This is a genomic window from Tritonibacter horizontis (genome assembly GCF_001518015.1).
Taxonomy (GTDB): Bacteria; Pseudomonadota; Alphaproteobacteria; order Rhodobacterales; family Rhodobacteraceae; genus Epibacterium; species Epibacterium horizontis.
In genome coordinates this window covers 38,448-64,567 of the sequence record NZ_LPUY01000128.1, presented here as the reverse complement: position 1 = coordinate 64,567, position 26,120 = coordinate 38,448, and the positions used below count along the sequence as shown (strand labels likewise).

Sequence of the window (26,120 nt, the reverse complement as noted above, 5' to 3'; positions counted from 1 at the left end):
GGTCGGGAGGACCGGAGGATGCGATTTTGCGAGAGAGTCATCGGCCAACCTCAGGAGAAGCCGTCGACGATGGTGCCGGCCGAGAAGATCAGCACTATCCCGATGATGACCGAGGCGAACCAGCCCCAGTTGAGCCGTCCCATCATGCACATGAAACCGGTGCCGATGACCGCGAGCGTGGCGACCGCGATCCCGATCGGGCCGGTCAGCGCGGCCTCGACGGTTTCCAACATGGTCTGGATCGGCGACAAGTCCTGCGCGAGGACGGGTGTTGCGAAAGCCGCCAAGGTTGTGGCGACAGGCAAGAGGCGGCTGAGGCGATGTCGAAGCATGCGAAGTTCCCTTGTTTTACTGAAGATCGATGAGGACCGGCGCGCGGGCTGGAACCCGGTCTGCGACGCGGATGTCCGAAGCGGAAACGGGCGTGCCTGCCAGCCGAGACCGAATCCGGTGGATGCGCGCGATGTAGTCGCGGGTCTCGGAGAAGGGTGGGACGCCTGAATACTCGATCACGCGGTGCGGACCGGCATTATAGGCTGCCAGCGCCAGGTCGATGTCCTTGAACGTGGCGAGCTGCGCGAGCAGGTAGCGCGCCGCGCCGTCGAGGTTCTGGGACGGGTCGCGCGGATCGACCCCGAGCGCACGGGCCGTGTCCGGCATAAGCTGCCCCAAGCCATAGGCGCCCTTGGGGCTGACGGCGGTCGGGTTGTAGCTGCTCTCGGCCTCGACCAGGGCGCGGAAGAGAACCCGCCAGTCGACCGAATCCAGACCGAGCTGCCGTAGGGCGCGATTGCCTGCATGACGATCGGCGGTGGCGCGGATTAGGGAAAGGATGTCGCCGCGACCGGAAGGCGGCGTGGCGTCCAACGAGGTCAGAACAACATCGTCATCCGCGCTATCACTCAGACCCGCCCATACGGGGCGCTCGCCATGGAAGGTCCAGCCTGAGGTCCGGGCCGTCCCATCGCGGCCGAAGGCAATGACGTCAGCCGCGCTCCTCGAGGGTGATGCTGTAGTCAGGACCAAAGCGCAGATCGCGCCCGTCACCGAACTCGAGATGATGTTTGAAGAGCCCCGGCCATATGTTGAAATACCGCGGCTCTGGCCCGTGCGGGGTGATCCGGGTCGAGACCAGAATGGCTTCCGGCTCACCCTCGCGCAGGTAGATGCACTGGTAGCGCGGTTTGCCATCGTCCGTGAACCCCACGAGTTCATACCGGCAGCGGAACGCGATGCCCTTTTCGGACAAGTCTTTGACACCATCGATGGTGATCAGGATCTGGTTGCGCGCTATCGGCATGTTCGGACTCTCCCCACGAGAGCCCTTCTACTTCACGACACTAAGGCCATAAAGTCATATGGAGTCAATACGACATATTGCAGATAAATACATATTGCACGATAGTTGCCGCAACTTTTGCGGGAGAGCGACATGAAGCGACAGGCGATGGCAGCTGCAATGGGAGTGATGGCGGTGTTCGGAGCCCCGCAGAAGGCGCAGGCCTATGATATCGACTGCGCCATTATGCTCTGCATGGCGGGAGGGTTTCCCCCGAGCGCGGTCTGCGCACGGGCCTATCGCACCATGATTCGTCGGATCACGCCCTGGCCAAGCCTGCCACCCTTCGGGGTCTGCACTTTCGCCCATGTGCCGGTCGAACTCGGCGGGCCCGGCGGGGAGGACGAGCTCGACACCAACCTGCCGGAATACGAATGGCTGAACCGCACCCATGTGATCTGGTTCACGGGGCGGTCCTATAAGCCGCGCGACGAGCCGCGGCAGTGGGATTGGTCGATCCGCTCCTGTGATCGCGAGAACCGAACTTGCCGCTACATCCAGCGGGTCTACGGGTCCCACACCCCCTGGCCCGCGACATTCATCTCGGAAAGCGGCCAGGAGATCGCCTACCCAAGCGGCGGTGGCCTGTGGCATTTCTATTCCCGCAGCATCATGGTCGAGTACGGCGACTACGAGGGCAACATGGGCCATTCGGAGTGGTTCTCTTACTGATCCTCGCTGTCGGACAGCTTGAGTGATAATGGCCGCACTATGACAAGCGTATGGTCGTAACCATCAGGATCCACAAATTGGCGGCGGCTCACGCTTCCATCATCCCAGCGATAGTCGGTAAACACATGGGTTTCCTGCGTTCCGTCGTTGATAAAGCCTTCTTGAAAGGGCCAGCCTGTCTTCTTCTTAACCATTGAACTCCTGCCATATCGTTAGACTATCGATTGCGGTGCATCAGAACCGAACCGAGCGATGGCTGGCGGGAAGTAGCTAGCGTTTTGTAAAGAGTTCGGATGCGTCGACCTGCAGGGCCTTCGCGATGCGTTCGAGCAGGTCCAGGGAAGCTGCGAATTTGGCGTTCTCGACCTTGCCCATATGGCCGCGGCTCACGTCGGCCCGATGAGCAAGCTCCTCTTGGCTGAGGCCGCGGGCGCGTCTCAAGTCTTGGATGTTCAGTGCTACACGGTCCCGCAAGTTCATGCCCGCGAAACGGACATGGTGCGCGAAATATCGCCACGCGATATATGTTACATTCGGAGCGACAGAGAAGAATTTTTGGAACGGCGCGAGATCGCCGGAATGGGATGCCTGCCGATACGCAGGTCACGGGATGATCCGTCTCGCAAACATTCTGGGCCGTTCAATCGTTCTTTCGGAAAAGGGCGGCACCGGCAATACCGGTGCCGCCAGTCGGTCGTCCACAGGGAGGTAGTAGAGGACGAATTTTACAGGGAAGTTTGGGGTTGGTAAGAAAAGCAGTTGTGACACACTTGAAGCCAAAAATTTATTTCGTTTGTAAGCACCCTTATTCCGATATGTGCTATGATGAAGTGCACTGGTCAGTGCAATTTGAGCCGAGGTCTGACGCGTCTCATCGCCTTGCCCAAGGCAGTAAGAACGACCGCGCGAAGCCAGCCCTGCACAGAACTCAAGTGCTGAAAGTGCAGGTAATTATAGGCGCGCCGTGCGAGCCATCCTTCGAAGGTAACGGTTCCGATTGCCTTTCCCATCAGAGCCGCTACCGCCCCTTCCTGACTGATCGCCACCAATGAGCCGCGATCAATATAGTGGAAATTCCGCAGGGGCTTACCGGCAAGATGCGCGGTGAGTTGCGCCTCAAGAAACTCGGCTTGCTGGGTTGCGACCTGTGCACGGGGGGGCAGAAATCCGTCCTTCTCGGGCCAGAAGCATTCGGCACAATCGCCAATCACATAAATCTTTTCGTCATGTGTCGATTGCAGGGTAGGGCGTACCTTCAGCCGGCCAAGGCTACCGGTTTCAAGCGTCGAAAGCGTGCCGACGACCTCGGGTGCCTTGATGCCGGCTGCCCAGATTGTCAGGGTTGATGGAAGAATCGTTCCGTCAGCCAGGTGAACTTCTTGCGAGGTCACATGTTGGACGCGCGCATTGACCGAAACCGCAACCGAAAGTTCACCAAGATGTCGTGTGACTTTCTTCGAAACCTTTTCCGGAAGGGCAGCAAGAACTCTTGGGGCCGCTTCGATGATGCGAATGTGAACAATTCCGGGATCTCTCAGGCGGTCTATACCGTTATGCGCAAGCTGCTCGGTTGCTTCGCGCAGCTCGGCGGCCAGCTCCACACCGGTTGCCCCGCCGCCGACGATATTTATATTGATCGTACTGTGGTCTTTGCCCAGGGCACCTGTTTCGAGCCGCAGGAACAGGTTCAGTAGCTCAGATTGTAACCGTTTTGCCTGAGTTGGCGTGTCGAGCATCAGGCAATGTTCTTTGATCCCTGGTGTCCCGAAGTCGTTCGAGCGGCTGCCGATGGCCAGCACCAAGATATCGTAGGGCAGGGATCTGAGCGGCGCGAGAGGTCGGTTGTGCAGATCGTTGACAGGATCAAGCTGTACCATGCACCGGTCCCGATCGATGCCCGCGAACCGACCAAGGCGGAAATTGTAGCGATTTCGATGCGAATGCTCGAGCAGGCTGATTTCCTCGTCGCTTCCCTTTGTTCCGACAGAATATTCATGCAGCGAGGGTTTCCACATGTGGGTCAGGTTTTCGTCGACAAGCGTGATTTCGGCGGCCTTTTTCCTGCCGAGCGATCGGCTTAGCCTGGTGGCCAGGTTTAGTCCCGCAGCCCCTGCACCGACGATGACGATCCGTGGCGGGTTCGTCTTTCTAAGTGTCATATTCCAAGTGCCTTGTAGATCTCTGCAAGCCGCCTTACGGCAATGACGTAGGCCGCAGTGCGCAGGTCGGGGATTTCAGGATTGCTGTTCCAAAGCATCGACATCTCGGCGTAGGCAGACCGGATCTTGTCGTCGAGCCCAGACCGAACAAGGTCAATTTCGCGCGTGCCGCTCATAAGTTCTTGGGCCGTTTCAGTAGGGAAGCTGCGGCCTGTCATATGTTCGATCGATTGGGTCAGCACCCTGTGACCGCGTTCGTCACGACGCCGTTCCATAAGGCCAAAGGGGATGTGGGTCAGGTTCTTGACCCACTCGAAATAGCTTACCGTGACACCGCCTGCGTTGGCGAAGAGATCGGGGATAACCACGATGCCTCGATCGCGCAGGATTGTGTTGGCGTCATAAGTGATCGGGCCATTGGCCGCCTCGACAATCAGGCGCGCCTTTACATGAGGCGCATTGTCTTTGGTAATGACGCTTTCGAGCGCGGCGGGGATCAGGATATCGCAGGCGTCTGTCAGTGCAGCTTTGCCGTCTGCGTCATGTGTCCCGCCCGCAAAGCCCGCGACGCCCCCCGTGGCCGTGACATGCGCCTTGAGAGCGTCGATATCGAGGCCGTCGGGATTGCGGACGACGCCATCGCGTTCGATCACCGCGATGATGCGGCAGCCATCCTCAAGACTGAGGAATTTGGCCGCGTGATACCCCACGTTGCCAAGGCCTTGGATCACGACTGTGCGACCTGAAAGCCCGTCGGGAAGCCCCGTGCGGGCCAGGTCCTGGGGATGGCGGAAAAATTCCTGAATGCCATATTGCACCCCACGTCCCGTTGCTTCGATCCGCCCCTCAATCCCACCCATGGCCAGCGGCTTTCCGGTGACGCAGGCGAGCGCGTTGATATCGCCGGACTTCATCCGGCGGTATTCGTCGGCGATCCAGATCATCGTTGTCTCATTGGTGCCGACATCGGGCGCGGGGACGTTTTGGCTGGGACTAAGAAAGTCGTGGCGTGCGAGCTCTTGCGCAAAGCGGCGGGTGATCCGCTCAAGCTCATGGGGTTCCCATTCCGAGGGGTCGATTTTCAGCGCACCCTTTGAGCCGCCAAAGGGGATGTCCATCAGCGCGCATTTGTAGGTCATCAAAGCGGCCAGCGCTTCGACCTCATCGAGATCGGCATAGGGCGCATAGCGAATGCCGCCTTTGGCGGGACTCGGGTGGTTCGAATGCACCGAACGCCACCCCTCGAATGTGTACATCTTCCCGCGCAGCCGCACGCCGAGCCGGGTAATATAAGAGGCGTTGCAGACGTTGATTTTATTCGCCAGACCCTCCTCCATGGACATCAGCTGTGCGGCGTCCGAGAACATTTGGTTCACGTCATTTAAAAAAGAATGGTCGGAGGACATGTCTTGAGTTTCCGGGAATGGGGAAGGGGTTTGGGACGATGGCAGGAGGACCACCGTCCCAGAGATTGGGCGGATTAGGAGATGCCGCCCAAACAGACGTTTTTCAGTTCAAGGAAGTCCTCGATCCCGTATTTGGACCCTTCGCGGCCCAGGCCGGACTGCTTGATGCCGCCAAAGGGGGCCACCTCGGTCGAGATCAGCCCGGTGTTCACGCCGACCATGCCCGACTCCAGCGCCTCGGCCACGCGCCAGACGCGGGACAGATCGTTGGCGTAGAAGTAGGATGCCAGGCCGAATTCGCTGTCATTGGCCATATCGATGACTTCCGCTTCGGTGTCGAAGCGCACCAGCGCCGCAAGCGGGCCAAAGGTTTCCTCGTTGCAGACCAGCATGTCGCGGGTCACACCCTTAAGGACCGTCGGCGCAAAGAAAGTGCCGCCGGTGTTGGTCCGATTGCCGCCGGTCGTCACCTCGGCCCCTTTGTCCAAAGCGTCAGCGATATGCGCCTCAACCTTGGTCACCGCGGCTTCACTGATCAGCGGACCGGTGGTCACACCCTCGTCAAAGCCGTTGCCGACATGTAATTGGCGCACGGCCTCTTTCAGCTTTTCGGCAAAGGTGTCGTAGATACCGGATTGCACATAGATCCGATTGGCGCAGACGCAGGTCTGGCCGTTGTTGCGGAACTTGGCGATCATCGCACCTTCGACGGCGGCGTCCAGATCGGCGTCGTCAAAGACGATGAAGGGCGCATTGCCGCCCAGTTCAAGCGACATCTTCTTGATGGTGCCCGCGGCCTGTTCCATCAGGATCTTGCCAACGCGGGTCGACCCGGTGAAGGTGATCTTCCGCACCTTGGGGTTGGAGCAGAGTTCCTTCCCCACGCCCGAGGTATCGGTCGACGGGATTACGTTGAACACCCCCGCCGGAATGCCCGCGCGTTCGCCCAGCACCGCCATGGCCAGCGCCGACAAAGGCGTCAGTTCGGCCGGACGGGCGACAAAGGTACAGCCAGCCGCCAGGGCCGGACCGACCTTGCGCGCAATCATCGCATTGGGGAAGTTCCAGGGCGTGATCGAGCCGACGACGCCCACGGGCTGTTTCAGCACCATGATCCGCTTGTCGCGCTGATGGCCGGGAATGACATCGCCATAGATGCGCTTGGCCTCTTCCGCGAACCATTCGATGAAAGACGCCCCATAAAGGATCTCGCCCCGCGCCTCGGCCCAGGGCTTGCCCATCTCGGCGGTCAGGATCGTGGCCAGATCATCGGCGTTTTCGATCATCAGATCGTGCCAGCGGCGCAGGATCGCGGCGCGTTCCTTGCCGGTCATCGCCGCCCAGTTGTGGCCTGCGGCATGGGCGGCATCCACCGCCCGCGCCGTTGCGGCCACGTCCAGATCCGCGACCGAAGCAACAAGCTGACCGGTGGCGGGGTCGAAGACATCAAAGCGCGCCTCGTCTTCGACCCAGGTGCCGTTCACATAGGCGCGGGTTTCCAGAAGGCTCGGGTCCTTCAGGGACAAGGTCATCAGGTCTTTCATGTCAAGCGCCTTTCACGGCGTCGATCGACGCCTCGAGGATGTCCATAGCTTCGGCGAAGATATCGTCGGGGATGGTCAGCGGGGCGAGGAAACGGATCACGTTGCCATAGACGCCGCAGGTCAGCAGGACGAGCCCGCGGGACAGGGCCTCGGCCCGGATGGCATTGGTCATCTCGGGGTTCGGGGCCTTGCCATCGGCGGTGTTGAACTCGGCCGCGATCATGAAGCCGGGACCGCGCACGTCGACCATTTCCGGCACCCGCGACCGGATCGCATTCAGCCGCTGTTTCAGGCGCGATCCCAGCTCGTTGGCGCGGTTGCACAGGTCTTCTTCCTCGATCACATCCAGCACCGCATGGGCCGCGGCGATCCCGAGAGGGTTGCCGCCATAGGTGCCGCCCAGACCGCCGGGCGCGGCGGCGTCCATCACCTCGGCCCGGCCGGTCAGCGCGGCCAGCGGCAGACCCCCGGCCAGACCCTTGGCCAAGGTGGTGATATCGGCGGGGACGTCATAACCCTCCATCGCAAAGAGCGTGCCGGTCCGGGCGAAGCCGGTCTGAACCTCATCCGCAATCAGCAGGATGCCGTGCGCGTCACACAACTTGCGCAGCCCGCGCATCAGATCGGCGGGGGCAGGATAGAAGCCGCCTTCGCCCTGCACGGGTTCCAGAATGATCGCCGCCACGCGGTCGGGATCCAGATCGGCCTTGAACAGCTTTTCGATCCCCGCCAGCGCATCCTTGGTCGAGATGCCATGCAGGTCTACCGGGAAGGGCACGTGGAAGACGTCGGGCATCATCGCGCCAAACCCCTTCTTGTAGGGTGCGACCTTGCCGGTCAGGCTCATCCCCATGAAGGTCCGGCCGTGGAAGCCGCCGCCAAAGGCGATGATGGCGTTGCGACCCGTGGCAGCACGCGCAACCTTGATGGCGTTTTCAACGGCCTCGGCCCCGGTGGTGACAAAGACGGTCTTCTTGTCAAAGTCGCCCGGCACCTTGTCGTTCAGCCGTTCGGCCAGACGGATGTAATTCTCATAGGGCAGCACCTGATGGCAGGTGTGGGTGAAGGCTTCGGTTTGACGGCGCACGGCCTCCATCACCTTGGGGTGGCAATGGCCGGTGTTCACCACGGCGATCCCGGCGGCAAAGTCGATATAGCGCTTGCCCTCGACGTCCCAGACCTCGGCCCCGGAGGCGCGTTCGACATAGACCTGCGTCTGCATGCCAACACCCCGAGAGATGGCGGCATCGCGACGGGTGGAGATTTCAGAATTACGCATTCTTGATGACCTTTTCAGACAAAGAGCTACCGTTTTTCTGCGCTATTAAGCGTTTGCGATTCGGAAGCTTCGGAGGTTGTAGAAGAAAAGTAGATGTGCTCAATCGGCCTTTAACCCATTCTTTCGCTGGCATAAGTTCCAGGCGAGGCGGGAAAAACCACTGTTTTTTCGCCGTTCAGAAATACGCGGCGGTGAATGTGTGCGTGGATTGCGCGAGCAAGCACCTGGCTTTCGACATCTCGTCCCAACGAGACGTAGTCCTCGGGCGATTGAGCATGTGTTACTCGCGTCGTGTCTTGCTCGATGATCGGTCCTTCGTCGAGGTCGGCAGTCACATAGTGCGATGTCGCCCCGATGAGTTTAACACCGCGCTCAAAAGCCTGCTTGTAGGGATTGGCCCCCTTGAAGCTAGGAAGGAACGAATGGTGGATATTGATAATCCGACCGGACATTTTCTGACACACGCTGTCGGACAGGATCTGCATATACCTTGCCAGAACAACTAATTCGGCACCGGAGTCTTCGACGACTTGCAAGAGCCGCGCCTCTGCCTCGGGCTTGTTTTCTTTTGTGACTTTGATGTGGTGAAACGGCAGATCGTGGTTCACTACCAGCTTCTGATAGGTCATGTGGTTTGAGATCACCCCGACGATATCGATGGGCAGCGCCCCGATCCGCCAGCGATAGAGCAGGTCGTTCAGGCAATGTCCGAAGTTCGAGACCATGATCACGACCTTCATTCGATCTGCCGTATCGTGAATTCCCCATTCCATGCCGAAGTTCTGCGCGATCGGGCCAAACCCTTCGCGCAGTGTTTCTAGGCTGGTGCCGGTTTCCGGGACAAAACTGATCCGGGCAAAGAAGCTTCCGGTTTCGGCATCGTCGAATTGTGACGCGTCAGTGATATTGCATCCCTGCTCGGCGAGGAAACCGGACACGGCGGCCACGATCCCCCGCTTCGAGGTGCAGTGAACGGTGAGAACATAAGTCATGAGTTTGGTTCTTTCCTGTCTGTCAAAGCGCTCAGACCGCGAGCTTGCTTGGTCTGGGCAACCCCTTCTGGTCACAGAAGGCATTCAGCGTGTTCAGAAGCAGGCATGCGATCGTCATCGGCCCCACCCCACCAGGAACGGGTGTGATGGCGCCTGCGACCTCGGCGCAGCTGTCATAATGGCAATCGCCGACCAGGCTGGTCTTGCCGCCGCCCTTTACAGTTTCATTGATGCGATTGATGCCCACATCAATCACCGTCGCCCCCGGCTTGATCCAGTCGCCTGTCACCATCTCGGGGCGACCGACGGCGGCCACCACGATTTCTGCTCGCTTTACAACCTCCGCGATGTTCCGGGTGCGGGAATGTGCCACCGTGACCGTGCAGCTCTCTTTCAGCAGCATTTGGGCCATCGGTTTGCCGACGATGTTGGATCGTCCGATCACGACGGCGTTTAGGCCAGACAGGCTGCCGTGATGATCCTTCAACATCAGCAGACACCCGAGTGGGGTGCAGGGCACCATGCTTTTCTGTCCTGTCCCCAGCAGTCCGACGTTCGAAGTGTGGAACCCGTCAACATCCTTGGCCGGGTCGATCGAGTTGATCACCAGGTCCTCGTTCAGGTGCCCCGGCAGCGGCAACTGCACCAGAATACCGTGGATGCTGTCATCATTGTTCAGGTCGTCGATCAGCTTCAGCAAGTCCGCTTCCGATGTCTCGGCTGAAAGCCGGTGCTTAACCGAGGCCATGCCGACCTCGCGCGTCATCCGACCCTTCGAGCGGACATATACATCGCTGGCAGGATCGTCGCCGACCAGAACGACGGCCAGTCCGGGCTGGCCGTGGGCTGCATTTGCCGCCACGTGTTCGGCCACGCGGGCGCGGACAGTCGCGGCAAATGCCTTGCCGTCGATGACTTTGGCGTTCATCCTAGCTTCTCCGTAAGTTCGGGCACAGTGTCGAAAAGATCGGCGACAAGGCCGAAGTCGGCGACCTGGAAGATCGGCGCTTCTTCGTCCTTGTTGATGGCGACGATGACTTTCGAATCCTTCATGCCCGCAAGGTGCTGGATCGCACCCGAGATGCCGACCGCGACATAAAGGTTCGGTGCCACGACCTTGCCGGTCTGACCCACCTGCCAGTCGTTCGGGGCATAGCCCGAGTCGACCGCCGCGCGCGATGCGCCAACGGCGGCGCCCAGCTTGTCGGCCAGTTTTTCGATCAGGGCAAAGTCCGCCTCGGACCCGACACCACGACCACCCGACACCACGACACCGGCCGAGGTCAGTTCGGGACGGTCCGATGCGGCCACCTTGTCTTCGACCCAAGTCGACAGGTCGGACGACGCGCCGCCGATGGTTTCCACCGGGGCAGAGTTGCCGGTGCCCGCCGCATCAAAGGTAGAGGTGCGGAACGAGATCACCTTTTTCGCATCCGACGATTGCACGGTCTGGATGGCGTTGCCGGCATAGATCGGGCGTTCAAAGGTCGACCCGTCCACAACGGCGGTGACATCGGTCAGCACCATCACATCCAGCAGCGCCGCGACGCGCGGCAGCACGTTCTTGGCGTCGGTGGTGGCGGGGGCAACGATGTGCTCGTAATCGCCGGCCAGACCGACGATCAGATCGGTGGTGGCTTCGGCCAGACGGTGGCCCAGACCTGCGTCTTCGGCGACCAGCACCTTGGACACGCCATCGATCGTGGCGGCCTGCGCGCCTGCGGCGGCAGCGGATGCCCCGGCACACAGCACGGTCACATCACCCAGCGACTTGGCGGCGCTGACCGCCTTGGCGGTGGCGTCCATCGACAGTTCGCCATTGTTTACTTCGGCAAGAAGAAGAACAGCCATGATTATACGAGCCCCGCTTCCTTGAGTTTCGACACCAGCTCGTCCACCGAGCCGACCTTGATCCCTGCTGCGCGTGCAGCCGGTTCCGAGGTTTTCACGACCTTCAGGCGCGGGGTGACATCGACGCCGTAATCGGCGGCGGTTTTCTCATCCAGCGGCTTTTTCTTGGCCTTCATGATGTTGGGCAGCGACGCATAGCGCGGCTCGTTCAGACGCAGGTCGACGGTGACGACGGTCGGCATCTTGACCTTAATGGTCTGAAGGCCGCCATCGACTTCGCGGGTGACAACGGCGCTGTCGCCTTCGACCGCCAGTTCGCTGGCAAAGGTCGCCTGGGACCAGCCCAGCAGGGCCGACAGCATCTGGCCGGTGGCGTTCATGTCATTGTCGATCGACTGCTTGCCGCAGAGGACCAGACTGGGGTCTTCTTCCTTGACCACAGCGGCCAGGATCTTGGCCACGGCCAGCGGTTCGATGTCGTCATGCACATCGTCGGCCGCGACCACCAGAATGGCGCGGTCTGCACCCATGGCCAGCGCGGTCCGCAGGGTTTCCTGCGCCTGCTTGACGCCGATCGACACGGCGACGACCTCATCAGCCTTGCCAGCCTCTTTCAGGCGGATCGCCTCTTCGACGGCGATTTCGTCGAACGGGTTCATCGACATCTTGACGTTGGCGAGATCGACGCCGCTTCCGTCCGCTTTGACGCGCACTTTCACGTTATAGTCGATCACGCGTTTCACAGGCACAAGTACTTTCACCCTTGTTCCCTCCATTGGACTCAGACGTTAAACTTCAACCAACATGGTTTCTATAAAGTGAAAAATCAACTATAAAAGTTCACAAACTTCATCATGAATTGGGGCGGAGCACGTGCAAATAGGGAAAATCTGGTGATCAAAGCTTGTTTCAGAGGGCGAAAGAGGACGCAGGGCCATGATCACAAAAATAAAAATTTGTTGGAAAAAGTTCATAATATGTTGCCGGCAGTTCCAGAGCTGGGCCATAATGCCGTCCCTGACCTATCGGAAGTACCTACTGCATGAAAAAGAAGACACCATCACTAGCACGGTCCACAGCTCTACGAGGGCCAATCCAGTCCGAGCCCATTCAAGATCTGGATGATGTTCTGGAAGCCGGGGCGCTGGTCGGTCAGGAGATCAAGGATCTGAGGCGCGCAAGCAATGTGACGTTGAGTGAACTTTCGAACGCGACTGGTCTTTCGAAAGGGTATCTTAGTCAGATTGAGAGATCGATTTCTTCACCTTCGATCAAAGCACTACATTCGATCAGCCGCGCACTTGGTGTGAACATATCTTGGTTCTTCCCATCACCATCCGAAGACGATGATGAGTTCCGCGAGTTCGTCGTGCGCAGGGATCGGCGCCGCAAGCTGGATTTCGAGAGCGGCATACGGGACGAGCTTCTTTCTCCGAATCTGGCGCGGGGAATTGAGCTGTTGCGGTGCACTTTTCGCCCCCATTCAGTCAGCGGAAAAGAAGACTACAGTCACAAGGGTGAAGAGGCTGGATTTGTTGTTTCTGGCAAACTGACTCTTTGGCTTGACGGTAAGGAGATCGCTCTTGAGTCTGGTGACAGCTTTGCCTTCGAGAGTTCGCTTCCGCACCGCTATGCCAATGAGAGTGACGATGAAACGGTGATTATCTGGGCTATTTCACCACCGTCCTACTGAGTACGAATCGATTGCAGAACCTTGGCGGCCGTGGTTTGACCTCGATGATTCAGGGGACCTATGTGCCAAGGTGGATTTGTAACGATCCATGACTTTAAGCGGCCCAGTCGATGTCTACCAGGATCGAACTTGAACCGGTGAAGGCCCCAAAATTGAGCTGCTTGCGTGGGCTGAATTTGGTTGATCGCGCCACTTGATCAACCGGAAGGGGCGGTCGAGTTGCGCGATTGCGAGTTCGCCGGGGCCCGATGGCCATGGCGAGGATCGGGTTGCTGATTGAACCGGTTATCGCGGTTCTCACTCTACCCTCAGAAACTTGCCACAAGGCTTCCTTCTTCGCGGTTTGACACCACGACATTGGCGGCGATCCTCTTGGGATTCACCGCCGCTCAAGGATAGTGTCCCAGGGCGTGGTGTAGGAGCGCCGCCCTTCGGAAAGGTCAGGGCTTGATCAGGTGGCCACTGCGGGCAGCCTGACGTTGGGATTGTCGATGACGCGGGCGAGCGTTTCAAGGCTCATGTATCGCCGCGCCACGGCCCACTCGTCGTTGGTCTCCAGCATCAGCGCGCCGACCAAGCGGATGATGGCCTCGTCGTTCGGAAAGATGCCGATAACGTCGGCGCGCCGCTTCACCTCGCGGTTCACACGTTCCAGGGGGTTCGTGCTGGCGATCTGGGCCCAATGCTCACGTGGGAAGGACATGTAAGCCAGGACATCGTCGCGCGAGTTGTCCATCAGGGCGCCGAGCTTTGGCTGCTTGTCGCGGAGCGCGTCGGTCACCATGGCCCACTGATCTTCGGCCTCGACCTTGGTCTCTTGCGCGAAGATCGTCTTCAGCATCGCGGCCACCGCGGTGCGCTGCTTAGCCGGAGCATGGGCGAGGGCGTTCCTCCTCCAGTGGATCCGGCATCTCTGATGGCTGGCGTTGAACACCCGGCGCGCGGCGGCGCGCAGGCCCTTGTGGTCGTCGGCGATCACGAGCTTCACGCCCCTCAGGCCGCGATCGGCCAGCGATCGCAGGAACTCGGTCCAGAACGTCTCGGCCTCGGAGGGGCCGGTGGCGATGCCCAGCACCTCACGCTTGCCGTCCTCATTCACAGCCACCGCGATTATCACGGCCTTGCTGATGATGCGCCCGCCTTCCCGAACCTTGAGGTATGTCGCATCCAGCCAGAGATAGGGCCACGCCCCTTCCAGAGGCCGGGAGAGGAAGGCGTTCACGCGCTCGTCGATCTCGGCACAGAGGCGGCTCACCTGGCTCTTGGACATGCCGCCCGCGCCCATCGCCTTGACCAGGTCATCGACCGACCGGGTCGAGATGCTGTGGACGTAGGCCTCCTGGATTACCGCAACGAGCGCTTTCGCGGCCGTCCGGCGCGGCTCCAGGAAGCTCGGGAAATAGCTGCCCTTGCGCAACTTCGGGATCTCAAGCGCGATCCGCCCCGCCCGGGTGTCCCAATCGCGGTCGCGGTATCCGTTGCGCTGCGCTTCCCGCATCGGTGAACGCGCACCCTTGGCCGCGCCGGTCCGTGCCTCCACCTCGGCTTCCATGATCCGCTCAGCCGCAAAGGCCAGCATATCGCGGATAAGATCGCCGTCAGCCTGCTTCTCAACCAGCTCGATCAGCGCCATTCTCTCTTCGGTCATCGTCGTCTCCGTTTCAGGTTCAAGGTCTCGCACCCCAAACCTTCTCAGAAGATCGGCGATGACCGCCAGCGTCACCCACGGCCGCGCGCTGCGCTACGCCAGAGGCTCCGCGCGCGGCCTCCTACACCACCACCCGGGACACTGCCCGCTCAAGTTGCAACAGCGGAACCTGATGCTCTGCCCTCGCTGGGCCCAAGAACGCGAAAGATACGTTCTTGCATGGTCTTACCCGGTCAATACCGCTGTAAAATAGCCCAAAGCAGTACACAAATAAAAAAACTTGACATAATTAGATCAGTCTAGTGAACTTAACGACATCAAAATTCACAAGCAGGGAGAAACGCATGTGGCGCGTAGGGATTGATGTTGGTGGAACTTTCACTGACTTATTTGCATGGAACGAAGAAGATGGGTCGTACAAGACCGCGAAGGTCCTTACAACGAAGGATGATCGCTCGCGCGGTGTTCTCGAATCCATCGAAACAGCAGGTCTTCCGTTTGACCACATCTCGTTCCTGATGCACGGAACGACCACGGCCACCAATTCACTCATTGAGCGTGACTACCCAGATGCAGCCTTCGTCACGACCGAAGGGTTTCGGGACACGATCGAAATCGGACGTCAGCACCGCAAGGCGCTGTATGACCCGTACCAGACCAAACCGCAGCCTCTGATCCGCCGTCGCCATCGGTTCACAATCGATGAGCGTATGTCCGCCAAAGGCGAAGTGCGCCGGGAGCTTCAGGACGAGGCCGCGCGGGAGATCGCTCGGGAGATCAAGGCACGGGGCTATGGTTCGGTCGGCATCGGGTTCATAAACTCCTATGCCAACGACGCGCATGAAAAAAAGATGCGGGACATCATTCTCGAAGAGGCGCCCGGAGTGCATGTCGTCATGTCGTCCGACACTCGCCCGGTTTTCCGAGAGCATGGCCGGTTCACGACAACGGCGATTCGTGCCTGTCTTATGCCGATTATGACGCATTACTTCGACCGTCTGTCGGAGGTTCTCGAGGAACGAGGCTTCGCTGGGAAGCTGCTTATTCTCAAAAGCAACGGCGGCGTCATGGGGGCGCAAAACGCCAAGCTTCGACCAGAGGAGTTGATCGAATCCGGACCGGCAGGCGGCGTTGCTTACGCCTCTTATCTTTCCAGACATGCAGGCTTTGAAAACATCATCCATACCGATGTCGGCGGCACGAGCTTCGATGTGTCCATCGTCGAGAAGGGTGAGGGCCTTATCACCCGCGATCATGAGTTGGAATGGGAAGTCCCAGTCGCTGTGCCGATGCTCGATATCCATTCCGTCGGCGCCGGTGGCGGCTCCATCGGTTGGGTCGACGAGGGTGGATCGTTGCGGATGGGGCCACAATCGGCGGGATCGACGCCTGGTCCAGCCTGCTATGGTCGCGGCGGAACGGAGCCGACCATTACAGACGCAAACCTCGTTCTTGGCCGCCTAAACCCGTCGCTCAGCGACAAGTTCGAACTGGACAAGACGGCAGCCGAGGCTGCTATCGATCGCCTAGCAGAGAAAATCGGGTTGTCGCGACTGGAAACGGCCGACGGCATGATCAAGATTTCCTGCGAAACCATGGCGCAGGCCGTGAAGGGCGTCGTGGTTGCCAGGGCGCGCGACCCGCGCGACTTTGTCCTCGCCAGCTTTGGCGGTGCGGGGCCGATGCATGCTTGCTTCGTGGCCCAGGCGATGAGCATTCCGCAGGTGGTGATCCCGGGAGCGGCGGGCGTGGCTTCGGCATTCGGTGCCACTGCCATGGACATGCGTCACGATATCGAAACCTTCCACTATGCGGCGCTTGGCGAAGTCAAGGTGGCCGATCTGAACCGACTCTACGATCAGATTGAAGCGGATGCGCGCAAGCGTCTTGCCGCGGACGGCATATCCGACGACAGTATGGAGCTGCGCCGCACAGCACAGATGCGTTATGTGGGCCAGACATACGAGGTGGAGAACGATATTCCCTCTGGCGAACTGACTGACTCGCACATTCCACAGATTGCCACAGCGTTCCATGCCGCGCATGAAAAGGAATACGGCGTATCGAACGAAGCTTTCGAAATTGCCTTCGTGTCTCTAAGCGTCACTGCGGTCGGCAAAATGAAAGAGCCGCCGGTCTATGATTTCAGCGGCCAGAAGTCGGTCGAAAGCCATGCGACGCGGCCTGTCTATTTTGATGGAACCTGGCACGACGCCAAACTTTATGACGGCAAGAATATTGCCCCGGGCGCCAAAATGCAGGGCCCCGCTGTAGTCGAGTATCTCGACTCGATTGCGGTCATTCCGCCGAATTGCTCCGGCGAAGTCGACAAAAGCGGCAACCTTGTTGTCACCATCGGGAATTGAGGAGAACAACCATGTCTACCGAAACCAAAGGACGCTTCGGCGATGTTGACGCCGTTACTTTCGAAGTTCTGCGCAATACGTTTGAATATGCGTGCAACCGCATGTCCACGATCATGCAACGCACATCCTTTTCGCCGATCCTGGCCGATATTCTTGACTTCTCGAACGCGGTTTACGATCCCGAGCTTCGCCTTCTGGCGCAGGCTGCAAACTGCCCTGTTCACTTGGCGGCGATGCAATATAGCGCCGACGCGGCGGCCCGAAAGTACCCTATCGAGACCATGAAGCCAGGCGATATCTATGCGTTGAACGATCCCTATCAGGGCGGCACGCACATCAACGATATCACCTTCATCATGCCGGTCTTCTATGAAGAGGAAGTGCTTGGCTTTGCAGTGAGCCGTGGTCACTGGATGGACCTGGGCGGTGGTGCAGCTGGGGGGATGTCGTTCTCGACCCATGTGGCCGCCGAAGGGCTGCGAATCCCGCCGATCAAGCTCTATGAGAACTATGAAATCAATCCCGATTTCCTGGCCATCATCATGAACAATACGCGGACCCCTTTCTTCATCGAAGGCGATCTTCAGGCGCATCTGGGGGCTTTGCGGGCTGCGGAGCAGGAGTTGCAGCGTGCTGCCCGGCGTTATGGGCTGCAGACCGTGAAAGCCGCGATGAAGGAACTGATCGGTTATACCGAACGCATCATCCGCAAGTCGATCGAAGAGATCCCCGACGGTGTCTACTATGCCGAGGATTTCGCCGATACCGACGGGTTTTCACCCGATCCAGTCAAGGTTGCGGTGCAGCTGACTGTCAAGGGCTCGAACATCCATGTTGACTTCAACGGGTCGGACCCAACCTGCAAGGGCTCGATCAACTCGCCCTACGCCAATACGGCCTCGGCGGCCTATTACTCGCTTCAGTTCTTCCTCGCACCGCACGCGCCGTCGAATGCCGGGATGTTTTTTCCGATCACTCTCGATATTCCCGAAGGAACCTGGCTGAACCCGCAATGGCCAGCGCCGACGATTGGATGTACCACGCTGACTTCGTCCAAGATCACCAGTGCGATCTGGCAGGCGCTGGCCCAGGCGATCCCCGACCGAGTCACCGGCTCAACCTGTTCGGAATGTAACTGGTTCGTTTCCTCTACGAAGGACGAGCACGGCAACGCGAACGTATTCTCGGATCTGCCGGCCGGTGGTTGGGGTGGCACGCCCTATAACGACGGGATGAGTGTCACGATGGACCCGCTCGGCAACTGCATGAACATGATGGCCGAAACGGCGGAGCTTTTGTTCCCGATCGAATACGAGGCCTTCGAATTGAGGCCCGACAGTGCCGGCGCCGGCAAGTTCCGCGGTGGTCTGGGAGCAAATTTCAAGGTCCGTTTCCTCTGCGAGGGCGAGATGAACATGGAAACTTCGCGCACCCGCGAAGGTAGCCCCGGCGTGAATGGTGGGCTGCGCAGCGATGTGCAGCGATCCAAGCATCTCTATCCGGATGGGCGCGAGATCGTGATCGGCGGCCTGACCGAAAATGGCGATTGGCGCAGTCCGCTTCTGTCCAGCCATCCGTTCGAATATGACGAGGTGTTTCAGTTCGAGAGCACCGGCGGCGGTGGTTGGGGAGACCCGCACGAACGGCCTGCCCAGAAGGTCCTGGACGACGTCTTGGACGGGTATGTGTCCATCGAAAAGGCAAGGGGCGCATACGGTGTCGTGATCGACTCCGAAACGATGACGCTGAACGAAGCAGAAACGGCGCGACTGCGCACCGCCTAGCGAATACCCGGCACCCCATGCTTTGGGGTGTCGGCTCCTTCAAGAACTTTACGAAAACGACACGACGCAGCTGCGTTCGTGAACGAAGAAGAATTAACAACAGGGAGACTATGTCATGGAAAAGAAACTCACTTCACCGACTGTTGTCAGCACACGGCGCAGATTCCTGACAACGGGTGCGGGAACCGCATTCGGGGCCGGGCTTCTGGCCTCAGTCAACGAGGCCAAAGCACAGCAATCGGGAACCATTCCGATCGGACAGATGGCATCGCTTACCGGCCCGCTGGCGGTTGATGGCATCGAACACAAGAACGGTTTGGAAATGGCGTGTGAGGAGATCAACGCCGCCGGCGGGATCCTCGGCAAGATGCTGGAGCCGACAACGCTCGACAGTAAGAACCAGACCGCAGAAGAAGTCAGCGCGGCTGCGCGGCTTTTGATTGATCGCTACGCGTCTCACGCAATCATCAATGGCTACAATGTGGGCGCCAATCAGGCCGAGTATGATCCGATCGCCGATGCAGGGATCATCTATATTCACTACAACACGTCCATCGGACACCATGAAGCCTTCCAAAGCGATCCCGAGCGCTACACCGGTATTTTCATGGCGGATCCCGCGGAATATTACTACGGCGTCGGCCTTCCGGTCATGCTGGCATCGCTACGCGACCAGGGGCTCTGGAAGCCCGACAACAACAAGATCGCGCTCGTCACGGGCTCGCTTCCCTATTCCACGGTGATCTCCAACGCGATCCGGGAAACCGCGCCGCAATACGGTTTCGAAGTCTCGTTTGAAGAGATCGTTCCCGTTCCGACCACCGAATGGGGCGCCGTCCTCAACAAGGTGCGCGCCGAACAGCCTGCCGTGATCGCGAACACCCATTTCTTCCCTGCGGACCTGGCGCAATTCCAGATCCAGTTTGCCGAGAACCCCACCAACAGCCTTGTCTACATGCAGTATGGGCCGCTGCTCAAAGCCTTCTCGGAGATCGCGGGCGAGGCCGCCCGGGGTGTCATGTCTTCATCGGTCATCGGCATTCTGCCCGACGAGATCGGCAATGCGTTCCGCGACGCCTATTGGGCCAGGTTCGGGGAGACCGCCGAAGCCGACCCGGGTGCATCGACCTATTCCGAGATGTATCACTACGCGATTTCGGCCGCTCTGGCCGGCGGAACCGGGGAGCCGGGCGACTACGAGCAGAACCGCAAGATCGCCGACAACCTGCGCCGCTTCTCGTTCCGCGCACCGTTCGGCACCTTGCGCTATGCCAAGGAGTTCAACGCAGCCCTGCCATATCCGACCATCTCACCGGATGCATCTCTGGCCATGCCGCATCTGCTCTACCAGATCAAGGACCCGGCCGCGGCCGTGCCGAAGAAACTGATCTTCCCCAAACCCTACAACGAGGTCGCGTTCGAAACCCCGCCCTGGTTCACCTGAGCAACACGCATGACGTCGCGCCTCGGAGCTCTGCCGGAGCCCCGAGTGCAAATCTACAAAGGAAAAACTGGAGCCAGGCGATGGAGCTACTGACTGGAATTTTAACCAGCACAATTGCGTTGGGCGCGATCTATGCCGCGAGCTCGGTGTCGCTGGCGCTGCTATGGGGGAGCATTTCGATGCTGAACCTCGCGCATGGCGCCCTGATCGTCATCGGGGCCTATGGCTCGGTGGCCGTCGTGACCGGGCTGGGCCTGCCTTGGTGGACGGGGCTTCTGGGCGGCATGATCGCGGGCGCCGCGGGCGGACTGCTGCTCTACGTCTCGCAGGTCCGGTGGATCTTCGGCAAGGCGAATTTCGATCTGCGGATCATCATCCTCACCATGGCGTTCAGCACCATCGTGGTCGATCTCATCAACAACCTGATCGGCGCAAAGATCCTGCGGCAACCGTTTCAGGTCGAGGGGCGGTTCGTCCTCGGCGCGCTGTCCATCGGGCACCAGACCCTGCTGGTCGTCTGTTGCAGTGCGCTCATGGTGCTGCTGCTGCAACTCGTCGTGCACAAGACCAATCTCGGCCGACTTATCCGGGCCGTCTCGCAGGACATCACCGCCGCTCGGCTGAACGGCGTGCCGGTGCAGGCGGTGATTTTTCAGGTGATGGTTCTCGCCGGGATCATCTCGGGCGCCTCCGGCGTGCTGCTGACAAGCTCGACGACCGTCTATCCCGGTGCCGGGTTCGATCCGCTGCTCAAGGCGCTGATCGTTTGCGTCCTGGGCGGGCTCGGCAGCATTCCCGGCGCGCTGGCCGCGTCATTCGCGCTCGCTGGTCTGGAAACCACCGTGCAGTACACGCTCGGTGTGAAATGGGGGTTTCCCGTGTCGCTTCTCGTCGTGGTGCTGGTGCTGGTCTACCGACCGACCGGTCTCTTCGGGCGCCAGGAACTGGAGAGGAACTGACCCATGCGTTCTATGAAATCCCGCGATCTTCTGATCCTTCTTCTCTTTGTCGGCGTCCTGAGCCTTTTGCCCGCGCTGGGGCTGAGCCGCTACGTTCTGGGGCAGATCACCCTGTTCATCCTGTGGGCGGCCGTCGTGTCGCAGTGGAACCTGGTCTTCGGCGTCGCCGGCATCCTGTCGATCGGCCATATGGCTCTGTTCGCGGTGGGCGGCTATGCCACCGCGCTCATGGGCCTCTATTTCGGCATGTCCCTATGGTGGACCCTGCCGGTGGCGGCTCTGGCGGGGCTGCTGATGAGCCTCGTCATGGCCTTTGCCACGTTCCGGCTGCGCGGCGCCTATGTCGTCGTGGTCACGCTCGCCATCGCCATGACGGTCTATCAGCTTCTGGTGACCGATGTGGCCTGCTTCCGGCAGACCCAATCGGTTTGCTATTCCTTCTCCGGCGGCGCCCGCGGCCTGTCGCGTTTCGGCGATTTCGGGTTTCGCGAGCTACTTGGATACAGCAGTGCGCCGCTTGGCAATTTCTACCTGTCGCTCATCATGCTCGCGCTGTCGATACTGGTCGCGATCATGGTCGTCTACAGCCCCTATGGGCAGGCCTTTAAGGCGATGCGCGACAACGAGGTCTGCGCCGCGTCGCGCGGTATCGAGATCCGGAAATATCAGGCCATCGTCTTTGCCGTCTCCGGAGTGTTCACCGGTTTGAGCGGAGGCGTCTATGCCGGGGTGATCGGCACGTTTGGCCCGCAGGTTCTCGAATTGCCCACGCTGCTGTTCCTGCTGTCGATGATGGTCGTCGGCGGCCGCGGCACCATTTGGGGCCCAGTGGTCGGCACGATCGTGCTGGCGCTCATCGACGAGGGCTTTCGCGACCTCGCGGCATGGCGCAACACCGCCTATGCGGCCGTTCTTTCGATCATACTGCTCACATTGCCAGAGGGCCTGATGGGCGGTTTCGCGTCACTCAGGAAGTGGGCCTTGAGCCCCAGGAAGGAGGGCTGAAACGTGACCCATTCACCGCAACATCTGCTTGAGGTGCGCGGCCTGACCAAGGCCTACGGGGCCATGAAGGCGACGAACGATCTCAGCTTTCATGTCGACCGCGGCGAGGTGCTCGGCATCGGCGGTCCGAACGGCGCCGGGAAGACCACGCTGTTTGATCTCTTGTCCGGGGTGACCCCCCCGACCGCCGGGAGGATCCTGTTCGAGGGCGCCGATATCACCGGGCTCGGCGCCTCGGCGATCTGCCATCTCGGCATTAGCCGCACCTTCCAGCTAAACGCCGTCTTCAACTCGCAAACGGTCGCCGACAATCTGAAGACCTGCGCCTATTTCGGCAGCGAAAAGCGGCTCGTGCCCGGGTTGAGCTATGACCGCAGGTCCGAGATCCGCGCGGCCGAGGTGCTCGATCTGACCGGTTTGACGGACTATGCGGATGTGATGGCGGGTGCCTTGCCGGTCTTGCAGCTGAAGCTGTTGATGATCGGATGCGCCATCGTGAGCCATCCCAAACTTCTGCTGCTGGACGAACCGGTCGGCGGGCTCAACCCGGCCGAGATCGAAACCTGCGCGGCGGTCTTCAGACAGCTTCGGGATTTTCACGGGACCACCATTGTCGTGATCGAACACGTGATGAGCTTCATGACAGCCTTTGCGGACCGGATCATGATCCTGCACCACGGTGCGAAACTGCACGAAGGGGCGGCGGGCAGTCTCGCCGACAATCCTGAGGTCGTGGATGTCTTCCTCGGTGTGTCCGGCGCTGCCGACAGCCGCAAGGGAGCACAGGCGGAGGAGGTCGGAAATGCCACTTCTTGAAGTCAAGGATTGTCACGCCGGTTACGGCACGGGGTCGATCCTGAACGGGATCGACCTGACGGTCGCGCAAGGCGAACTGATCGGCATTGTCGGCCCGAACGGTCATGGCAAGACGACGCTGCTGCGCGCGATATCGGGCCTGTTGCCCAGGACCCAGGGCAGCATCGCCCTGAACGGTCGATCCATCCTCGGGCTGGCGCCGGAGAAAATCGCGCAGATGGGGCTGGCTCATGTGCCGCAGGGCGATCTGGTCTACAAGAACATGACCATTCTCGAAAACCTGCTGGTCGGCGGCTATGCCAACCGGTCGGATGCAAGGTCCCAGGCGCAACTGGACAAGGTCTTCGCGCTCTTTCCCAAGCTCGAACAGCGCGCGGAGCAGATCGCCAGTTCCCTGTCGGGAGGTGAACGCCGCATGTTGGGTATTGGTCGTGGTCTGATGATGGCGGATTGCCGCCTTCTGGTTCTGGATGAGCCCTCGCTTGGGTTGGCGCCGGTGGTGATTGACCAGATCTACGAGGCAATCGATGAACTGCGTGCGACAGGCATGACGATTGTCGTGGTCGAAGAGAACATCGCACGGGTGGCTGGCCATGCGGATCGATTGTACCTGATGGATGGCGGTCATTTCGTCTGGTCGGGTGCACCCGCGGAAATGCATGAAAATCAAAAAATAATTGACACCTACCTAGGTGCTTGAAGAACAGGAGCTACAGTCATGAGCATTCCAAATACAGCAGATGTGGTTATCGTTGGTGGCGGCGTAGCGGGCTGTTCCATCGCATATCACCTTACCAAGCTGGGGATTACCGATGTCGTCTTGTGTGAGCGAAAGCAACTGACGAGCGGAACCACCTGGCATGCAGCCGGATTGGTGACGCAGCTCCGTGCGACGCGTAACATGACAGAGCTTGCAAAGTATACGGGTGAGTTGTTTCGCGAATTGGAAACGGAAACGGGGCAGGCGACGGGTTTCAAACAAAACGGCGCTTTGCGCCTTGCCACGCATGATGCACGTTTCGAAGAATTGAAACGCGGCGTTTCGATGGCCAGAAATTTCGGTCTTGAAGCGGATGTCATATCCGCGGGCGAGATCCGCGAGCGCTGGCCACTTGTCGAGGTTGAAGATGTTGTCGGCGGTATCTGGATGCCCAACGACGGGCAGGTCAACCCGGCTGACGTCACCATGGCGATGGCCAAGGGCGCGCGTATGCGCGGAGCCAAGATTTTCGAGAATACTCTGGTCGAGCGCCTGATCGTCGAGAACGGAAAGGTGCGGGGCGTGAAACTCGCCGATGGCGAGATCCGTGCCGACCGCGTCGTCATCGCGGGCGGCATGTGGTCGCGGGAATTCGCGGCGCAAAGCGGCGTCTCCCTGCCGCTCCACGCGGCAGAGCATTTCTACATCGTGACCGAGCAGATGCCCGATCTGCCCCGCGAACTACCAGTGCTGTTCGTCGCCGACGAGTGTTCCTATTACAAGGAAGACGCTGGCAAGCTGCTGCTGGGATGCTTCGAGCCCGAAGCGAAACCCTGGGGGCATAACGGCATCCCCGAGGACTTCTGCTTCGACAGCCTGCCCGAGGATTTCGATCATTTCGAACCGATCCTCGACATGGCCGTCAAACGCGTGCCAGCGCTGGCCAACGCGGGTATCCAGCTGTTCTTCAACGGCCCCGAAAGCTTCACGCCCGATGACCGCTACCTTCTGGGGGAGACGCCCGAGGTTGAGGGGTTGTTCTGCGCCTGCGGGTTCAACTCGGTCGGTATCCTGTCGTCTGGTGGCGTCGGCAAGGCGCTGGCGGATTGGATCAACGACGGTCACCCGCCGATGGAACTGGCCGATGTCGACGTGCGCCGCATGCATTCCTGGCAGTCGAACAAGAGCTATCTCTTCGACCGGACCAAGGAAACGTTGGGCTTGCTCTACAAGATGCATTGGCCTTACCAGCAATATGAAACCGCGCGCAATGTGCGCCAAAGCCCGTTTCACGACCGCCTTGTCGCTCTCGGGGCCTCGATGACCGAAGCTGCCGGTTATGAGCGGCCGGGCTTTTTCGCGCGCGATGGCCGCTCGACTGAGATCGGCTATTCCTTCGGCCCGCAAAGCTGGTTCGAAGATGCGCGCGCTGAATGTTTGGACACGCAATCAGCCGTGACCGTTTTCGACCAGAGTTGCTATGTCAAATTCCGGGTCGAGGGCCGAGACGCTTGCAGCATTCTCAACAACGTGTCAGCAGGAAATGTTGATGTTGCCATGGGCAAGGTCGTCTACACCCAGTGGCTCAACCCGCGCGGGGGTATCGAGGCGGATGTCACGATCACCCGGCTTTCAGAAACAGCCTATCTAGTCGTCACCATAGCCGCCAGCCAGACACGCGATCTGTCGTGGTTGAGCCGCCACATTCCCGGCGATGCGGCTGTCGTTGTCACCGATGTCACGCCCGGCCTACCGATGCTAGCGATTATGGGGCCCAAATCCCGCGCGCTGCTTGAGAAGGTTTCCGGTGCCGACCTGTCGAATGCCGCCTTCCCGTTCGGGACAAGCCAGGAGATTGCCGTCGGATATGCGACCGTCAGGGCGAGTCGGCTGACCTTTGTTGGCGAACTTGGGTGGGAACTCTATATCCCTGCGGATTTCGCGATGCATGTCTTCGACAAGATCGTCGAGGCCGGTCAGGAATTTGGCCTTAGCCATGCGGGGTTCTTTGCGCTCAACAGCCTTCGGGTAGAAAAAGGTTATCGGCACTGGGGGCATGACATTGGCGAAGAAGACACTCCGATCCAGGCGGGGCTCTCGTTTGCCGTGGACTATAATAAAGCTGAATTTGTCGGCCGCGATGCTCTCTTGCGTGCGCGAGACGCCGGTGTGCCTACAAAGCGGCTTGTACAATTCCAACTGCCCGAGGGATGTCGAAAGATGCTCTATCACGAAGAGCCGATCTACAAGGAAGGTAGGATAATCGGATCTATTACCTCTGGCGGATATGGGCACAGGCTCGATCGATCGATGGGCATGGGATACATCTATAACGCCGACGGTGTCACTCGCGACTTCATCAATGCCGATGGATTCGAGATTGAGATCGCCTGTGAACGTTACAAAGCAACTGCGTCACTCTCACCTTTCTTGGACCCCAAGAACGAGAGGATCAAGGTGTAG

General features: G+C 59.7%; 24 protein-coding genes. 10 read left to right on the top strand and 14 right to left on the bottom strand.

Features of this window, described 5'->3' with window-relative positions; translation table 11 throughout:
* Positions 1-50 precede the first annotated feature (50 nt).
* The 3 genes from TRIHO_RS20665 to TRIHO_RS20655 all read right to left on the bottom strand — a co-directional run bounded on the left by TRIHO_RS20665 (position 51) and on the right by TRIHO_RS20655 (position 1,300).
* Positions 51-332, bottom strand: a complete 282-nt coding sequence (locus tag TRIHO_RS20665; protein ID WP_066817159.1) for a TrbC/VirB2 family protein — start codon at positions 330-332, stop codon at positions 51-53.
* Between the two features lie 16 nt (positions 333-348).
* On the bottom strand, positions 349-867 hold the full coding sequence (locus TRIHO_RS20660; protein WP_068248316.1) for a lytic transglycosylase domain-containing protein: 519 nt from the start codon (positions 865-867) through the stop codon (positions 349-351).
* Positions 868-985: 118 nt separating this feature from the next.
* On the bottom strand, positions 986-1,300 hold the full coding sequence (locus TRIHO_RS20655) for a hypothetical protein (protein WP_008335576.1): 315 nt from the start codon (positions 1,298-1,300) through the stop codon (positions 986-988).
* A gap of 132 nt (positions 1,301-1,432) precedes the next feature.
* Here TRIHO_RS20655 and TRIHO_RS20650 point away from each other — a divergent pair, with 132 nt between their 5' ends.
* A complete protein-coding gene (locus tag TRIHO_RS20650; protein WP_068248311.1) occupies positions 1,433-2,011 on the top strand; it encodes a hypothetical protein in 579 nt (192 codons plus the stop codon).
* On the opposite strand, the gene TRIHO_RS20645 is transcribed toward TRIHO_RS20650, so the two are convergent.
* The 10 genes from TRIHO_RS20645 to TRIHO_RS20600 form a co-directional block, all read right to left on the bottom strand.
* A complete protein-coding gene (locus TRIHO_RS20645) occupies positions 2,005-2,205 on the bottom strand; it encodes a hypothetical protein (protein WP_068248308.1) in 201 nt (66 codons plus the stop codon). The two genes, TRIHO_RS20650 and TRIHO_RS20645, sit on opposite strands and share 7 nt — an antisense overlap.
* 76 nt (positions 2,206-2,281) lie before the next feature.
* Entirely contained in the window at positions 2,282-2,491 is a 210-nt protein-coding gene (locus TRIHO_RS20640) for a helix-turn-helix domain-containing protein (RefSeq protein WP_068248306.1), read from the bottom strand.
* 359 nt (positions 2,492-2,850) lie between these two features.
* The gene (locus TRIHO_RS20635) at positions 2,851-4,170 is read right to left on the bottom strand and encodes an NAD(P)/FAD-dependent oxidoreductase (protein WP_068248304.1); all 1,320 of its coding nucleotides are present in this window, start codon (positions 4,168-4,170) and stop codon (positions 2,851-2,853) included.
* Complete coding sequence (locus TRIHO_RS20630) at positions 4,167-5,537, bottom strand: Glu/Leu/Phe/Val family dehydrogenase (RefSeq protein ID WP_232367854.1); 1,371 nt, start codon at positions 5,535-5,537, stop codon at positions 4,167-4,169. Before TRIHO_RS20630 ends, TRIHO_RS20635 begins: the two co-directional genes overlap by 4 nt.
* A 113-nt stretch (positions 5,538-5,650) precedes the next feature.
* Positions 5,651-7,120, bottom strand: a complete 1,470-nt coding sequence (locus tag TRIHO_RS20625; protein ID WP_068248298.1) for an NAD-dependent succinate-semialdehyde dehydrogenase — start codon at positions 7,118-7,120, stop codon at positions 5,651-5,653.
* Between the two features lies 1 nt (position 7,121).
* Positions 7,122-8,399, bottom strand: coding sequence for a 4-aminobutyrate--2-oxoglutarate transaminase (locus TRIHO_RS20620; RefSeq protein WP_068248295.1), 1,278 nt, complete (start codon positions 8,397-8,399; stop codon positions 7,122-7,124).
* 110 nt (positions 8,400-8,509) lie between these two features.
* Positions 8,510-9,391 carry a formyltetrahydrofolate deformylase gene (gene purU, locus TRIHO_RS20615; protein WP_068248292.1) on the bottom strand — a complete coding sequence of 294 codons (882 nt, stop codon included), beginning with the start codon at positions 9,389-9,391 and terminating at the stop codon, positions 8,510-8,512.
* A gap of 31 nt (positions 9,392-9,422) precedes the next feature.
* A complete protein-coding gene (folD, locus tag TRIHO_RS20610; RefSeq protein ID WP_068248289.1) occupies positions 9,423-10,319 on the bottom strand; it encodes a bifunctional methylenetetrahydrofolate dehydrogenase/methenyltetrahydrofolate cyclohydrolase FolD in 897 nt (298 codons plus the stop codon).
* Positions 10,316-11,242: an electron transfer flavoprotein subunit alpha/FixB family protein gene (locus TRIHO_RS20605; protein WP_068248287.1), complete on the bottom strand. Its 927-nt coding sequence runs from the start codon at positions 11,240-11,242 to the stop codon at positions 10,316-10,318. Before TRIHO_RS20605 ends, folD begins: the two co-directional genes overlap by 4 nt.
* A gap of 2 nt (positions 11,243-11,244) precedes the next feature.
* The gene (locus TRIHO_RS20600; RefSeq protein WP_068248379.1) at positions 11,245-12,003 is read right to left on the bottom strand and encodes an electron transfer flavoprotein subunit beta/FixA family protein; all 759 of its coding nucleotides are present in this window, start codon (positions 12,001-12,003) and stop codon (positions 11,245-11,247) included.
* 281 nt (positions 12,004-12,284) lie between these two features.
* Here TRIHO_RS20600 and TRIHO_RS20595 point away from each other — a divergent pair, with 281 nt between their 5' ends.
* Positions 12,285-12,935 (top strand): cupin domain-containing protein, encoded by a 651-nt coding sequence (locus TRIHO_RS20595; protein ID WP_082705260.1) that lies wholly within the window; start codon positions 12,285-12,287, stop codon positions 12,933-12,935.
* Positions 12,936-13,386: 451 nt separating this feature from the next.
* Here TRIHO_RS20595 and TRIHO_RS20590 read toward each other — a convergent pair whose 3' ends face one another.
* Positions 13,387-14,583 (bottom strand): IS256 family transposase, encoded by a 1,197-nt coding sequence (locus TRIHO_RS20590; protein ID WP_068248284.1) that lies wholly within the window; start codon positions 14,581-14,583, stop codon positions 13,387-13,389.
* Between the two features lie 344 nt (positions 14,584-14,927).
* Between TRIHO_RS20590 and TRIHO_RS20585 the strand changes: the two genes are divergently transcribed.
* The 8 genes from TRIHO_RS20585 (at position 14,928) to TRIHO_RS20550 (ending at position 26,120) form a co-directional block, all read left to right on the top strand.
* Complete coding sequence (locus TRIHO_RS20585) at positions 14,928-16,949, top strand: hydantoinase/oxoprolinase family protein (protein ID WP_068248281.1); 2,022 nt, start codon at positions 14,928-14,930, stop codon at positions 16,947-16,949.
* 11 nt (positions 16,950-16,960) lie between these two features.
* Positions 16,961-18,733 (top strand): hydantoinase B/oxoprolinase family protein, encoded by a 1,773-nt coding sequence (locus TRIHO_RS20580; protein ID WP_068248278.1) that lies wholly within the window; start codon positions 16,961-16,963, stop codon positions 18,731-18,733.
* Positions 18,734-18,848: 115 nt separating this feature from the next.
* A complete protein-coding gene (locus TRIHO_RS20575; RefSeq protein WP_082705259.1) occupies positions 18,849-20,177 on the top strand; it encodes an ABC transporter substrate-binding protein in 1,329 nt (442 codons plus the stop codon).
* Positions 20,178-20,257: 80 nt separating this feature from the next.
* On the top strand, positions 20,258-21,136 hold the full coding sequence (locus TRIHO_RS20570) for a branched-chain amino acid ABC transporter permease (RefSeq protein ID WP_068248275.1): 879 nt from the start codon (positions 20,258-20,260) through the stop codon (positions 21,134-21,136).
* Between the two features lie 3 nt (positions 21,137-21,139).
* Entirely contained in the window at positions 21,140-22,141 is a 1,002-nt protein-coding gene (locus TRIHO_RS20565; protein WP_065331518.1) for a branched-chain amino acid ABC transporter permease, read from the top strand.
* A 3-nt stretch (positions 22,142-22,144) separates the two neighbouring features.
* Entirely contained in the window at positions 22,145-22,957 is an 813-nt protein-coding gene (locus TRIHO_RS20560; protein WP_068248267.1) for an ABC transporter ATP-binding protein, read from the top strand.
* Complete coding sequence (locus TRIHO_RS20555; RefSeq protein ID WP_068248265.1) at positions 22,944-23,657, top strand: ABC transporter ATP-binding protein; 714 nt, start codon at positions 22,944-22,946, stop codon at positions 23,655-23,657. The genes TRIHO_RS20560 and TRIHO_RS20555 overlap by 14 nt, the downstream gene beginning before the upstream one ends.
* Before the next feature lie 18 nt (positions 23,658-23,675).
* On the top strand, positions 23,676-26,120 hold the full coding sequence (locus TRIHO_RS20550) for a GcvT family protein (protein WP_068248263.1): 2,445 nt from the start codon (positions 23,676-23,678) through the stop codon (positions 26,118-26,120).

Coding starts and splice junctions, on each gene's coding strand:
- TRIHO_RS20665 (WP_066817159.1), bottom strand. CDS start 332: ATGCTTCGACATCGCCTCAGCCGCCTCTTGCCTGTCGCCACAACCTTG.
- TRIHO_RS20655 (WP_008335576.1), bottom strand. CDS start 1,300: ATGCCGATAGCGCGCAACCAGATCCTGATCACCATCGATGGTGTCAAA.
- TRIHO_RS20650 (WP_068248311.1), top strand. CDS start 1,433: ATGAAGCGACAGGCGATGGCAGCTGCAATGGGAGTGATGGCGGTGTTC.
- TRIHO_RS20645 (WP_068248308.1), bottom strand. CDS start 2,205: ATGGTTAAGAAGAAGACAGGCTGGCCCTTTCAAGAAGGCTTTATCAAC.
- TRIHO_RS20640 (WP_068248306.1), bottom strand. CDS start 2,491: ATGAACTTGCGGGACCGTGTAGCACTGAACATCCAAGACTTGAGACGC.
- TRIHO_RS20635 (WP_068248304.1), bottom strand. CDS start 4,170: ATGACACTTAGAAAGACGAACCCGCCACGGATCGTCATCGTCGGTGCA.
- TRIHO_RS20630 (WP_232367854.1), bottom strand. CDS start 5,537: ATGTTCTCGGACGCCGCACAGCTGATGTCCATGGAGGAGGGTCTGGCG.
- TRIHO_RS20625 (WP_068248298.1), bottom strand. CDS start 7,120: ATGAAAGACCTGATGACCTTGTCCCTGAAGGACCCGAGCCTTCTGGAA.
- TRIHO_RS20620 (WP_068248295.1), bottom strand. CDS start 8,399: ATGCGTAATTCTGAAATCTCCACCCGTCGCGATGCCGCCATCTCTCGG.
- purU (WP_068248292.1), bottom strand. CDS start 9,391: ATGACTTATGTTCTCACCGTTCACTGCACCTCGAAGCGGGGGATCGTG.
- folD (WP_068248289.1), bottom strand. CDS start 10,319: ATGAACGCCAAAGTCATCGACGGCAAGGCATTTGCCGCGACTGTCCGC.
- TRIHO_RS20605 (WP_068248287.1), bottom strand. CDS start 11,242: ATGGCTGTTCTTCTTCTTGCCGAAGTAAACAATGGCGAACTGTCGATG.
- TRIHO_RS20595 (WP_082705260.1), top strand. CDS start 12,285: ATGAAAAAGAAGACACCATCACTAGCACGGTCCACAGCTCTACGAGGG.
- TRIHO_RS20590 (WP_068248284.1), bottom strand. CDS start 14,583: ATGACCGAAGAGAGAATGGCGCTGATCGAGCTGGTTGAGAAGCAGGCT.
- TRIHO_RS20585 (WP_068248281.1), top strand. CDS start 14,928: ATGTGGCGCGTAGGGATTGATGTTGGTGGAACTTTCACTGACTTATTT.
- TRIHO_RS20580 (WP_068248278.1), top strand. CDS start 16,961: ATGTCTACCGAAACCAAAGGACGCTTCGGCGATGTTGACGCCGTTACT.
- TRIHO_RS20575 (WP_082705259.1), top strand. CDS start 18,849: ATGGAAAAGAAACTCACTTCACCGACTGTTGTCAGCACACGGCGCAGA.
- TRIHO_RS20570 (WP_068248275.1), top strand. CDS start 20,258: ATGGAGCTACTGACTGGAATTTTAACCAGCACAATTGCGTTGGGCGCG.
- TRIHO_RS20565 (WP_065331518.1), top strand. CDS start 21,140: ATGCGTTCTATGAAATCCCGCGATCTTCTGATCCTTCTTCTCTTTGTC.
- TRIHO_RS20555 (WP_068248265.1), top strand. CDS start 22,944: ATGCCACTTCTTGAAGTCAAGGATTGTCACGCCGGTTACGGCACGGGG.
- TRIHO_RS20550 (WP_068248263.1), top strand. CDS start 23,676: ATGAGCATTCCAAATACAGCAGATGTGGTTATCGTTGGTGGCGGCGTA.